General features: G+C 67.8%; 12 protein-coding genes and 2 tRNA genes. 5 read left to right on the top strand and 9 right to left on the bottom strand.

What is annotated here, in order from left to right; translation table 11 throughout:
* Positions 1 to 6 precede the first annotated feature (6 nt).
* The gene (locus EV675_RS18230) at positions 7 to 984 is read left to right on the top strand and encodes a Bug family tripartite tricarboxylate transporter substrate binding protein (protein WP_130358620.1); all 978 of its coding nucleotides are present in this window, start codon (positions 7 to 9) and stop codon (positions 982 to 984) included.
* A 64-nt stretch (positions 985 to 1,048) separates the two neighbouring features.
* Here the strand turns inward: EV675_RS18230 and EV675_RS18225 are convergent.
* Together EV675_RS18225 and EV675_RS18220 are read right to left on the bottom strand one after the other, a co-directional pair.
* A tRNA-Leu gene (locus EV675_RS18225) sits at positions 1,049 to 1,133 on the bottom strand.
* 71 nt (positions 1,134 to 1,204) lie between these two features.
* Positions 1,205 to 1,289: transfer RNA gene (locus tag EV675_RS18220), tRNA-Leu, on the bottom strand.
* A 114-nt stretch (positions 1,290 to 1,403) separates the two neighbouring features.
* On the opposite strand from EV675_RS18220, the gene rnr reads away from it, so the two are divergent.
* Positions 1,404 to 3,854: a ribonuclease R gene (rnr, locus tag EV675_RS18215; protein ID WP_130358619.1), complete on the top strand. Its 2,451-nt coding sequence runs from the start codon at positions 1,404 to 1,406 to the stop codon at positions 3,852 to 3,854.
* Between the two features lie 93 nt (positions 3,855 to 3,947).
* Positions 3,948 to 4,688 (top strand): 23S rRNA (guanosine(2251)-2'-O)-methyltransferase RlmB, encoded by a 741-nt coding sequence (gene rlmB / locus EV675_RS18210; RefSeq protein WP_130358618.1) that lies wholly within the window; start codon positions 3,948 to 3,950, stop codon positions 4,686 to 4,688.
* A gap of 9 nt (positions 4,689 to 4,697) precedes the next feature.
* On the opposite strand, the gene EV675_RS18205 is transcribed toward rlmB, so the two are convergent.
* Positions 4,698 to 5,120, bottom strand: a complete 423-nt coding sequence (locus EV675_RS18205; RefSeq protein WP_130358617.1) for a hypothetical protein — start codon at positions 5,118 to 5,120, stop codon at positions 4,698 to 4,700.
* Here EV675_RS18205 and EV675_RS18200 point away from each other — a divergent pair.
* Positions 5,113 to 5,484: a hypothetical protein gene (locus EV675_RS18200; protein WP_130358616.1), complete on the top strand. Its 372-nt coding sequence runs from the start codon at positions 5,113 to 5,115 to the stop codon at positions 5,482 to 5,484. The two genes, EV675_RS18205 and EV675_RS18200, sit on opposite strands and share 8 nt — an antisense overlap.
* Before the next feature lie 112 nt (positions 5,485 to 5,596).
* On the opposite strand, the gene EV675_RS18195 is transcribed toward EV675_RS18200, so the two are convergent.
* The 3 genes from EV675_RS18195 to lexA form a co-directional block, all read right to left on the bottom strand.
* Positions 5,597 to 6,004, bottom strand: a complete 408-nt coding sequence (locus EV675_RS18195; protein WP_130358615.1) for a hypothetical protein — start codon at positions 6,002 to 6,004, stop codon at positions 5,597 to 5,599.
* Positions 6,005 to 6,221: 217 nt separating this feature from the next.
* Positions 6,222 to 7,091, bottom strand: coding sequence for a hypothetical protein (locus EV675_RS18190; RefSeq protein WP_130358614.1), 870 nt, complete (start codon positions 7,089 to 7,091; stop codon positions 6,222 to 6,224).
* Between the two features lie 21 nt (positions 7,092 to 7,112).
* On the bottom strand, positions 7,113 to 7,763 hold the full coding sequence (gene lexA / locus EV675_RS18185; RefSeq protein ID WP_130358613.1) for a transcriptional repressor LexA: 651 nt from the start codon (positions 7,761 to 7,763) through the stop codon (positions 7,113 to 7,115).
* 188 nt (positions 7,764 to 7,951) lie between these two features.
* On the opposite strand from lexA, the gene EV675_RS18180 reads away from it, so the two are divergent.
* Positions 7,952 to 8,911, top strand: coding sequence for an asparaginase (locus tag EV675_RS18180; protein WP_130358612.1), 960 nt, complete (start codon positions 7,952 to 7,954; stop codon positions 8,909 to 8,911).
* Between the two features lie 14 nt (positions 8,912 to 8,925).
* Here the strand turns inward: EV675_RS18180 and EV675_RS18175 are convergent, their stop codons facing one another.
* The 3 genes from EV675_RS18175 to EV675_RS18165 are packed head-to-tail and all read right to left on the bottom strand — an operon-like array spanning position 8,926 to position 11,977.
* Positions 8,926 to 9,873: a PDR/VanB family oxidoreductase gene (locus EV675_RS18175; RefSeq protein ID WP_130358611.1), complete on the bottom strand. Its 948-nt coding sequence runs from the start codon at positions 9,871 to 9,873 to the stop codon at positions 8,926 to 8,928.
* Positions 9,870 to 11,180 carry an amidase gene (locus tag EV675_RS18170; RefSeq protein ID WP_130358610.1) on the bottom strand — a complete coding sequence of 437 codons (1,311 nt, stop codon included), beginning with the start codon at positions 11,178 to 11,180 and terminating at the stop codon, positions 9,870 to 9,872. Before EV675_RS18170 ends, EV675_RS18175 begins: the two co-directional genes overlap by 4 nt.
* Positions 11,177 to 11,977 (bottom strand): MDR/zinc-dependent alcohol dehydrogenase-like family protein, encoded by an 801-nt coding sequence (locus EV675_RS18165; RefSeq protein ID WP_130358609.1) that lies wholly within the window; start codon positions 11,975 to 11,977, stop codon positions 11,177 to 11,179. Before EV675_RS18165 ends, EV675_RS18170 begins: the two co-directional genes overlap by 4 nt.
* Positions 11,978 to 12,009: the final 32 nt, after the last annotated feature.

The following is a 12,009-nucleotide window of genomic DNA, read 5'->3' as shown; positions in this document are numbered from 1 at the left end:
GACAACATGGCGATACGATGGCTATCCGCGTTTTCCGCGCCCTTGGTGGCCGCGCTGTGCCTGGCGGCCGGCGACGTCCGCGCCGGGGACTACCCCGCCAAGCCGATCAGGCTGATCGTGCCCTTCGCGCCCGGCGGCGTGACCGACACCGGCGCCCGCATCGTGGCCGAGCACCTGAGCCATCGGCTGGGCCAGCAGGTGGTGGTCGAGAACAAGCCCGGAGCGTCAGGCAACATCGGCACCCAGCTCGCGGCCACGGCCCCGCCCGACGGCTATACGCTGGTGGTCGGCTTCGACGGCACGCTGGTCATCAACCCGCACGTCTATGCCAAGGTACCGTTCGACACCTTGCGCGACCTGGCGCCCGTCAGCAAGATCGGCGATGCCGCGCTGGTCATCGTGACCAACCCCGCGCTGCCGGTGACCGATTTCGCGTCGCTGGTCGCCTATTCCAAGCGCAACCCGGCCGGTGTCTCGTACGGCAGCGCCGGCACCGGCAGCACGCCGCACCTGGCGGGCGAGCTGCTGAGGGTCCGCACCGGCGCCAACTTCGTCCACATCCCCTACAAGGGCGGCGGGCAGGCCATGGCCGACGTGGTCGGCGGAACGCTGCCCATGCTCTACACGGCCGTGGCGGGAGCCTATCCCTTCATCCAGCGCGGCCAGATGCGCGCCGTGGCGGTGTCCAGCGCGCAGCGCCTGGCATCGCTGCCGGACGTACCCACGGTGGCCGAGACGGTGCCGGGCTTCGAGGTCACATCCTGGATAGGCATCCTGGCGCCGGCGGGCACACCTCAGGCGATCGTCGATCGCCTGCAACGGGAGATCCGCGCCGCGGTGTTCCAGCCCGAGGTCAAGGAACGCCTGGCGGGGCTGGGCATCGTCGCCTCGGGTAATACGCCGGCGGAGTTCCGCGGCCAGATCGAAGCCGATCTGCGCAAGTACGCCGACGTGGTGAAGGCGGCCAACATCCGCATCGACTGAGGCCCTGATGCGGGCAGGCAACAAAAAACCCCGCCAACTGGAGTTGCGGGGTTTTGCTTATCAGTGGTGCCCAGGAGAGGACTCGAACCTCCACGCCGTTAAGCGCTAGTACCTGAAACTAGTGCGTCTACCAATTCCGCCACCTGGGCACTGCTGCACAACTAAAAACCCTTTGAGCGGGTATTCCAACTACCTGGAAGGCTTGCGCCTGCCAAAGAATTGGTGCCCAGAAGAGGACTCGAACCTCCACGCCGCTAAGCGCTAGTACCTGAAACTAGTGCGTCTACCAATTCCGCCATCTGGGCATTGTCGCAACTACCTAACATTTGCTGCGGTAAACTCAAGTTATTCCTTGCGTGTACCGTTGCATGCGGGGCAGTAGCAACAGAAGCTGCGCATTATAAAGAGAACCTGACACTTTGACAACTCGATCCCATAACAATCTTCCCTCCACGCCCGCGGACTTCGATCCCGACGTGCCCACCCGCGAGCAAATCCTGGGATTGCTGCGGGAGGCGAATGCCCCCATCGCTCCGGCGGAACTGGCACGTCGACTGGGTGTGGACCCGGGCAGCGTGGGGTTCGAGCGCCGGCTCGCCGCCATGGAGCGCGACGGCCAGTTGATGCAGAACCGCAAGGGTGCGCTGCTGTTGTCGACCAAGCTCGACTTCATCGCTGGCCGCGTGCAGGGGCACCGCGACGGCTTCGGCTTCCTGATCCGCGACGACGGCCAGACCGACCTTTTCCTGCCGCCCAAGGAAATGCTGAAAGTCCTGCACGGCGACCGCGTGCTGGTGCGGCCGGCCGGCAGCGACTACCGCGGCAAGCCCGAAGGCACCATCGTCGAGGTGCTGGAGCGGCGCACCAACAAGCTGGTGGGGCGCTTCCTGAACGAGCGCGGCCTGACCCTGGTCGTGCCCGAGGACCAGCGGATCAAGCACGACATCCTCGTGCCGCCCGGCGAAACCGCCCAGGCCCAGCACGGCCAGGTCGTCACGGTCGAGATCATCGAACAGCCCACCCGGCACACACAGCCGCTGGGCCGCGTGGTCGAGATCCTGGGCGAGATCGACGATCCGGGCATGGAAATCGAGATCGCCGTCCGCAAGTTCGACGTGCCGCATGAGTTTTCGGACAAGGCGCTGGCGCGCGCCGAGCGCCTGCCCGCCGAGGTGGTCAAGGGCGACCTGGCTGGCCGCTACGATCTGCGGGACGTGCCGCTGATCACCATCGACGGCGAGGATGCCCGCGATTTCGACGACGCGGTCTATTGCGAGCGCGTGGAACTGGGCACGGGAACCCGCAAGCGGGCAGGGTGGCGGCTGATCGTCGCCATCGCCGACGTGGCGCACTACGTCACGCCCGGCGACGCGCTGGACGCCGACGCGCTGGAGCGCAGCACCAGCGTGTACTTCCCGCGCAAGGTCATTCCCATGCTGCCGGAGAAGCTCTCCAACGGCCTGTGTTCGCTCAATCCCAGCGTCGACCGCCTGGTGCTGGTGTGCGACATGGTGATTCCCGCCACCGGCGCCAAGGCCGGCACGGTGCAGGCCTACCAGTTCTACAACGCCGTCATGCATTCGCATGCGCGCACCACCTATACCGAGGTCTGGGCCGCGCTGCAGCAGCCGGACGGGCCGGCCGCGCGCAAGCATGCGGACGTATTGCCGCAGATCCACGATCTGTACGCGTTGTTCCAACTGCTGGCGCAGGCCCGCGAGAAGCGGGGGGCGATCGATTTCGACACGGTCGAGACCAAGATCGTCTGCAACGAACTGGGCCGCATCCAGAGCATCATTCCCTACGTACGCAACGATGCCCACAAGCTGATCGAGGAATGCATGCTGGCAGCCAATACCTGCGCGGCGGACTTCATGGAGCGCAGCAAGCATCCGGGGCTGTTCCGTATCCACGAAGGGCCCACCCCCGAAAAGCTGCAGGCCCTGCGCGACTTCCTGAAGACGCTCGGCCTGTCGCTGGGGGGCGGCGACAAGCCGACCGCGGCCGATTATTCGGCGCTGCTGGCCAGCGCCAAGAACCGGCCGGATGCGCCGCTGCTGCAAACCATGGCGCTGCGGTCCATGCAACAGGCCATGTACAGCCCGGACAACGCGGGTCACTTCGGCCTGGCCTATCCGGCCTATGCCCACTTCACTTCACCCATCCGGCGCTATCCCGACCTGCTGACCCACCGGGTGATCAAGGCGCTGCTGCATGGCAAGCGATACGTTCCCAACGCGCTGGAAGATATGCCGGTGATGCCGGGTACGGCCAAGGAGCAGGAACACGCGCTGTGGGAAAAGCTGGGCCTGTTCTGCTCGGCCAACGAACGCCGCGCCGACGATGCCTCGCGCGATGTCGAGGCCTGGCTCAAGTGCTGGTACATGCGCGAGCGCGTGGGCGACGTCTTCAGCGGCACGGTCACCGGCGTCGCGCCCTTCGGCGTGTTCGTCACGCTGGACGAGCTCCACGTCGAGGGCCTGGTGCACGTGTCCGAGCTGGGCGCGGAATACTTCCAGTTCAACGACGGCCTGCACGAACTGCGCGGCGAACGAACCGGCATGCGCTATCGCCTGACCGACAAGGTGCAGGTACAGGTGGCGCGTGTCGACCTCGAGGCCCGCCGCATCGAGTTCAAGCTGGTCAAGGGCGTGACCTACGAGGGACTGCGCAAGGCCATCAAGCGTGACAGCGCCCCCGCGCCCGAGCGCAAGCCGGCCAAGCCCAAGGCGGTGCTGCTGACCGACATGTCCAAGATGCCCAAGGGCAAGAAGGCCGCGCCCAAGAAGCACGCCGCTCCGGAGAAGCCCGCCAGCGCGCGCAGCGGCAAGCGCGCGGCGGCCAAGCACGGTCGCGGCAAGCGGCACTGAATCTCTGGTCTAATAGCGGCATTGCGGCGCTGCCTGGGGCAGCGCCGCGTCGTTTCTGCCGTGTTGCGGCATGCATCTACGTTGGGGTGAAAGATGGCAGCGAGCCAGGTTTTGGTCGGATTCCACGCGGTGGCCGCACGGCTGCGCCATGCGCCGGCGTCGATCAAGGATATCTACGTCGAGGAAGCGCGCCGCGACCGACGCATGTTGACGCTGGTCGAACAGGCCCAGGCCGCCGGATGCAAGGTGCATCCCGTGGCGCAGACGCGCCTGGACGGGCTGGCCAAGGGCCAGCGCCACCAGGGCGTGGTCGCGCTGGCGGAATCGCTGGAACTGGCGATGGACGTGGACGAAGTGCTCGACGATGCCGACGGCCCGGCCTTCCTGCTGGTACTGGACGGCGTCACCGATCCGCACAACCTGGGCGCCTGCCTGCGAACCGCGGACGGGGCCGGCGTCCACGCCGTGATCGCTCCCCGCGACCGCGCCGTGGGCCTGAACACGACCGTTCAGCGCGTGGCCTGCGGCGCCGCCGACAGCGTTCCCTACCTGACCGTGACCAATCTGGCGCGGACGCTGCGCAGCCTGAAAGAGCGCGGCGTCTGGGTGGTCGGCACCGACGACGAAGCCACCGAGACCATGTACGACGTGGACGCTCGCCAGCCCATCGCCTGGGTCATGGGGGCCGAAGGCGAGGGCATGCGTCGCCTGACCCGCGAGACCTGCGATCAACTGGTCCGGATTCCCATGCAAGGGTCCGTGGAGAGCCTGAACGTCAGCGTGGCGTCGGCCGTCTGCATGTACGAAACGCTCAGGCAGCGGGTAGCGAAGTAGGCTTCGGCTCTAGAACAATTTCTCGGATGCCTCGATCCTCCGGCACGGGCCGCTGGAATGGGGCCCGCTCAACTTGCCGCTGATCCTGTCCAGGCGGTAGCGCGTCGGTTCTGCTTTGGGTATTCCATTCATATGGAACCGGAATTCCCAGGCGATTCCGCTGTCGGACCATTCGGTGATGCTGTATTCCCAGCGCAGGTTTTCTCCGTTCTTGACATCGGTTCGCTCGGTCTTCCTGCCTAGTTGCAGGGCCTGGCCATCGTAGGTCAATTTCTTTTCCGAGACGTTGACTTCCAGCGATGACGTCCATTGCAACGCTGGATTGTTGGCCGCGGTCTGTTCGCATTTCAGCAGGATCACGCTTTGCGCGGCCAGCCCGGAGGAAAAGACGGAGGCGGTCAGGGCCAGGCCCAGAAGAGGGAGCTTGTTCATCTTGCCTGGCCTGTTCTCAAAACTTGGTGTCGGGGACATAGCTTCCCACGCTGCATACACCGCTGAAGTTGTTAGCCATCTCCGTGGTTTCAATGCTTATTCGGCCGGTTTTTCTATTGATTTCCCCTCGGGTGTACATTCTTTTGTTGCTGATCAGCCTGCTGTGGAAAACGATTCTTTCGGACAGGACTTCGTAGTCTTGAGAGTAGTCGCCGGGGGTTCCATAGCCATTGTCTTTCTGTATGTCATAAACCAATTCATTGGATCGGTTCCTGATCTCGAACCTCATGCCGATGTTTATGAATATATGGGTCCTGAAGCCATCGCTTCTTTCCCCCACGCATTTCAGCTGAAGTGGATCTGAATCGCTAAAGGCATAAGCCGGCCAGCATGCCGCCCATGCGATCAAACCGGCCATTGCCGCCATTGCTCGGCCCCTGATTTTCCCGCGTGTCTTCATGGCTGGCCTCTGGCGGCTACTTGAACGAAATGCGGGCGGTGACCGTGCATTCGTGGGTGTCGACAGGACCTGTAGGAGGGGGCATGCCTGTTTCCATCGCGTATTGAGCCTGCAATGCCGGCTGCCACGGCTTGGTCTTGGTGGAGGAGCAGTCGCAGGCGCCCATACTGATGTCCTTGAAGTTGCTCTTGCGCTGGGCGAACTCCGAGGCGCGGGACTTGGCCCGCGCGCAGGCCGCCGCGCGAGAGCTGTAGCTGATGGCTGCGGACTGTTCCTCGATGGCGCGGGGGCCGTCCGAACCCGAGCTTGAACCCGAGCCTCCGATCGAGACTCCTTGGGCAGCCGCGCTGGCACACCAGAAGGATGCGGCCGCAGCCGTGGCAAGTACCGCAAGGGTATGGATGACGTTGGATTTCGCTTGCATGATGGCCTCTTCCGGGGTTGGCGCAGCGAGGGGAATGGAGCAACCAGCCTAGCAACGAGTACGAAAAAATTCATACTCCAAACGGGGGGTTATGGCGGGCGTACAACAACTCAACGAGACATAAAAAAGCCCACGAATTTTCGACATTCGTGGGCAATGGAGCATTCGGGCGCGAGCACCGCGGCGGCCGATTCCGCCGCGGGTGTCCAAGGGAGATTCAGGCGTTCCAGCCGCGGGAAAACAGCAGTGCCAGCGCGGATGGATAGCCGCGGCTGCTGCTTGCGCCACGACGCTGCTTGAACGGCCACGGGCTGCGATTGGCCGGGATCGGCTTGGCGTGCGGTGCATGCTGTCCGGTACGCGGGTGGGTGGGCCGTTGCGCCGGCAGCGTGTCGGCGTCCGTGCCATGCGTGTCCGTTTCTTCGGCGGTGCGCGTATGGGTTCCCGCCACCGCGAGCCCGGCCGCACGCTTGAAGCCCGGCTTGAAGCCCGCGCGCGCTGTTTGCTGGCCGATATCCAGCGTGACCGCGCCTTCGCTGCCTTCGGCCGTGGGGGCGATGCGCTGGAGCCGGATCTGGCCGGGCTGGCTCATGTCCGCCAGCAACCGCAATTGGGATGCCGAGGTCGTAGCGGGCGTGCTGCAGGTATGGAACAGGAAGGCCGGGCACCCGGACAGCCGCGCGGCCATGTACAGCCGGCGGACGCTGCTTTCGGATTGCGCGGCGGCCTGCTCGGGGGGCAGGATGGCGACCAGCGCGGCGAACTCGCCCGCCCGCACGCCGGCTTCCAGCTGTTCCAGGCCATCCAGGGGATGATCGGTGCGTACGAGCTTGACGCATTCCAGCGCGACGCCGTGCTGGATCAACGCGGGGGCGTAGGACAGATAGGGCGGCACCAGCAGGGCCACGGTGCGGCCGGCCTTGGTGAGCCGGCCCAGCAGCGGGCCGAGCAGATTCAATTCGCCGTGCCCGACGCGCGGGACCAGGATTTCCGTCAATGCGCCAACGGGCCATCCGGCCTGGGGCAGGGCGGCGTCGAGCGCGGGAAATCCGCTGGAAAGACTGGAGCTGGGCGTGCTGTGTTTCATGATGGTCGTCCGTCTGGGTCTTCAATGCACCAGGCCGGCCCGGATCAGGCCGACCGCGATGCCCTCGAGCGCGAAATCGTCGCGCTCGCGATCGACTTCGATGGGTTGGAAGTCCGGATTGGCCGGCAGCAGGCTCAGGCCGGTTTCGGTGTAGCGCAGTTCCTTGACGGTGACGTCGTCGCCCAGGCGGGCCACGATGATCTGCCCGTCGCGGGCCTGGGCGGTTTTCTTGACGGCCAGCAGATCGCCGTCGAGGATGCCGGCGTCGCGCATGCTGTTGCCGCGCACCTTGAGCAGGTAGTCGGGCCGCTGCGAGAACAGGGCCTCGTCGACGCCGATTTCCTTGTCTATGTGCTCGGTGGCCAGGATGGGGCTGCCTGCCGCGACCCGGCCCACCAGCGGCAGGACCAGCTGCGCCAGCACGGGATGGGTGAGCTGGAGCGGCGGTTCGGCCGTGACCGGGTCTTTCAGCCGTATCCCGCGGGAGGTGCCCGCGGACAATTCGAGCACTCCCTTGCGCGCCAGCGCCTTCAGGTGTTCCTCGGCCGCGTTGGGCGAGCGAAAGCCCAATGCCTGGGCGATTTCGGCCCGGGTGGGGGGAAAGCCGGTCTTGACGATGGCCTGGCGGATGAGATCCAGGATTTCTTGTTGGCGTGCGGTCAGCTTGGACATCTGGGGCTCCGTGGCGGGGCGCCCGCCACCGGGTGGCGACGGCGCGTGTCGGGCTTCTGTGGTTTTATCCAGTAACTGTATTTTTATACAGTATCGACGCGCGGCGCAAGCAGAAAACGCAACTGTCGCGGGAACGCCAATCCGGCCACGGGTATCATCGGGCTCTCGTCCTCCTGTGCACGCCCGCCATGTCCCTGCCGCGCCTTTGCATCGTCGCCACCGGCGGCACCATCGCCGGGGCCGGCGCCCGTCCCCAGTCCACGATGGCCTATGCCGCCGGCGCGCTGGACGTGGCCGAGCTGTGCGCCCGCGTGCCGGGCCTGGACGAGGTGGCCGCCATCCAGGCCGAGCAGTTCGCCGCCATCGACAGCAAGAACGCCACGCCCGCTTTCTGGCAGTCGCTGGCCGCGCGGGTGCAGGCCCTGCTCGACGGCGGCGCCGACGGCGTGGTGGTGACCCACGGCACGGACACGCTCGAGGAAACCGCCTATTACCTGCACCTGGCGCTCAAGACCGACAGGCCGGTGGTGCTGGTGGGCGCGATGCGCCCGGCCACCGCGTTGTCCCCCGATGGTCCGCTGAACCTGCTGGACGCCGTCACGGTGGCGGCCGCCCCGCAGGCCGCCGGACGCGGCGTGCTGGTGGCGCTGAATCACCAGATCCTGTGCGCACGAGACGCGGCCAAGACAAATGCCAACCGGCCCGACGCCTTCGCGGCGCCGAATGCCGGCGCGCTGGGCTGGGTCCAGGATGGCCGGGTCGCATGGATGGGCCGCCCGGAACGTCCGCACACGCGCGCCACGCCGTTCACGGCCGCCACGCCGCTGCCGCAGGTCGAGGTGCTGGCCGGCTATGCCGGCGGTTCGGCTGCGCTGATCCGGGCCGTGGCGGCCACCGGCGCGCGCGGGCTGGTCTGGGCCGGGACCGGCAACGGCTCGGCCAGCGCCGATGCCCAGGAAGCGCTGGACGAATTGCGGCAGGGCGGCGTGGCCGTGGTCCGCGCGACCCGCACGGGCAGCGGCTGCGTCGCTGCCTCGGGCGGGCTGCCGGGCGCCGGCACGCTGTCGCCGTGGAAGGCGCGCGTGCTGCTGATGCTGGCGCTGGGCGCCGGCACGGACGACATCCAGGCCGCGTTCGATACCTATTGATACGCCAGGGCGGATCAGATATCCAGGACCAGCGTGGGCGTGCGCGCGCGCGAGACGCATACGCACACCACATCCCCCGCGGCCCGTTCGCGCGCCGACAGATAGTGGTCTCGGTGATCGGGCTCGCCTTCGGCCACGGGCGTCACGCACATGCCGCATTCCCCGCGCCGGCAGTCGTACAGCGGCTCGATGCCCGCCGCCAGCAGCGCGTCCAGCATGGTCTGGCCGGCTTCGACCCGTACCGTGGTCCCGGACGCACGGGCCACCAGCTCGAAGGGCTGGTCGTCGCCCAGCGACAAGGCGCCGGCGAAGAGTTCGTAGTGCACGTGCGAGGCGGGCCAGCCGGCGGCCGCCGCGCCGGAGACCACGCCGGCGATCAGGGCCTGGGGGCCGCAAACGTACAGGTGCCGCCCGGGCCGGTATCCGGCCAGCAGCCCCGGTAGCGCGTCGCGCAGCGGCTCGGCATCGTCGTAGTACAGGCGGACGCCCTCGCCCGTTGCCCGCGCTTCGTCGCGCAAGGCCATGTGGCTCGCCGTGCGGGCCGCATAGTGCAGCTCGAAGGCCGCTCCCGACCGTCGCAGGCCGCGCGCCATGGAAAGAATGGGTGTGATGCCTATGCCCCCCGCGATGAGCAAGTGTTCCCGGGCCTCGTCCGCCAGCGCGAAGTGGTTCGCGGGCGGCAGCACGTCCAGCATGTCGCCGGCCTGGCGCTCGTGCATCCAGGCCGAGCCGCCGCGGCCGTCGGCGCATCGCAGCACGGCGATCTCGTAGCGGCGCTCGTCGCCGCCGTCGCCCAGCAGGGAGTATTCCCGCAGGTCGATGCGGCCGTCGGGCAGTGCGACCTGCACCCGGACGTGCGCGCCGGGCGCGTACCGGGGCAGCGGTCCCGCATCGGGCAGGGCCAGGACGAACCCCCGGATCTCGGACGTGAGCGTCCGCACCTCTTGTATCAAGAGCTTCATGACTGCAATCCTTCCCGTGACAGGATCGTATGGAGAGACGCGGCGAGCGCGAGCAGGTCGCGGTCCCGCCCGCTGCGGCCGACGAGCTGCATGCCGATGGGCAGGCCGTCCGGGGCGTGCAGGCCCGGTACGTTCACGCAGGGCGGGCCGAGCAGCGTCCAGATCCGGCAGAAGACCGGATCGCCGGTCGCGTCCAGGCCCAGCGGGGCGGCGCCCGGGGCACTGGGCACCAGCAGCGCGTCGACGCCGGCCATCAGGCCGTCCAGTTCCTGGCGGGCCGCCCGCGCCAGAGCCTGGGCCGCGGCATAGTCGGCCTGGGCGCAGGCCAGGCCTTCCTCGATCAAGCCGCGCAGGGCCGCGCTCAACTGATGCCGATGGTCTTGCCATTCCATGGACAGGCTGCGAGCGGTTTCGAAGGCCATGATGGTCTTCTGCGCCTGCGCGAGCGGTTGCCATGCCTGCGGTAGTTCCAGGCGACGTACCTGGACGCCGGCTTCCCGGCAACGCAGCTCCGCGTCTTCAAAGGCCCGGGCGCCCGCCGGATCGATGGCCGGCCATTCCCAGGTGCGGCACACGCCCAGGCGAAGCTGCCCGGGCTGGCGATGCATGGGCAGGGCGCGGTAGGCCTCGCCCGACAGCGCGCTGCGCATCAGCTCCAGGTCGTCGGCGTCGCGCGCCAGCCATCCCAGGGTGTCGAGCGACGGCGAAAGGCCCTTCGCGCCGGCCAGGTCGTGGCATCCGAACGTGGCTTTCAGTCCGAACACCCCGCAATAGGAGGCTGGCCGGATCAGCGAGCCGGCGGTCTGCGAACCGAACGCCAGCGGCACCATGCCGCTGGCCACCGCGGCCGCGGAGCCGCTGGAGGAGCCGCCCGGCGTGTGCCGCGGGTTGCACGGATTGGCGGTCGGGCCGGGGTTGAAATAGGCGAACTCGGTGGTGACGGTCTTGCCCATCACCACCGCGCCGGCCGCACGCGCGGCCGCCACGCAGGCGGCATCGGCGCCGTCCAGGCCATCCTCGTAGACGGGGGAGCCGCAGCGGGTGGGGAAATCCTGTGTCAGGAAGATGTCCTTCACCGCCAGCGGGATGCCCACAAGCGGGCCGACCGCGCCCCTGCTGTCGATGCGGCGCGCCTGCATTCGCGCATGGTCGGGATCGATCGCGCGCCAGGCCCGTATCGTGGGCTCGTCGGCCTCGATGCGCGCCAGGCATTGCCCGACGGCGTCGAGCGCGGTGTGCCGATGTCCGTCGAGTGCGGCGCGCAGTTCGATGGCGAGCGGTGGGAGGGAATGAGTGTCGTCGTTCATTGCATGCAGAGAAGGTTGAGAGAAGCGTCGAGCGCATCACGCACGTGCTCGACCAGGGCGGGCAATTCGCGTGCCGCGCGCGCGGCGTGGGTCCGGTGGCGGACGGGGTCCCACCGGATGGCGTGCAGGCTCGCATTGCGCCGGCGCAGCGCCGATAGCGGCATCGCGATGTCCTGGCCCGCTGTGACGATGCCCAGCGCGGCCAGCCGTGCGCCCTGCCGGGCGCAGCCCAGCGACGCTGGCAGATGCTGGCCATGGGAAGGATCGAGCACCACGTCGGCGCCGCCATGTTCGCGCAGCAGCACCGGCCAGTCCGTCGTGTACAGCGCGCCATCGTGCGCGCCGGCCCGCATCGCCTGCCGCATGCCGTCGCTCGTGGCCGTTGCCGCGAGTGGGTGGACGCCCAGTTCGCGGGACAGGGCCGTCATCAGCAGACCCCAGGGCGTATCGGCGTCGTGTACCAGCACCGTGTCGCCGGGGCGGGCCAGGCGCCGGTCGGCCAGCGTCCACCAGACCACCGGCCACAGCGCGGGCAGCAGCAGGGCGGCACCATCGTCCAGCGTGGCGGGAACGGGCAGCGCGCCATCGACGGCGACGGCCATCCCCGGGATGCCGGCGTCGGGCGCCATCGCGGCCACGCGGGCGCCGGCGGCCGGGCCACCCGTCGCCTCGCGCAGGACACGACCCACGACCGGGACGCCGGGTACCAGCGCCGAAGCCAGGTCCGGCGCTATGCGCCGCACCTCGATCAGAAGGCGTCCCGCGCCGGGGGAAGAGGGGGGAATCCCGGTTGTCATCGATGGCTTTCCTCTGTACCTTGAATCGACTC

It is taken from the genome of Pigmentiphaga kullae (genome assembly GCF_004216695.1).
GTDB classification, from domain to species: domain Bacteria; phylum Pseudomonadota; class Gammaproteobacteria; order Burkholderiales; family Burkholderiaceae_B; genus Pigmentiphaga; species Pigmentiphaga kullae.
This window is presented reverse-complemented; position numbering and strand designations above follow the sequence as displayed.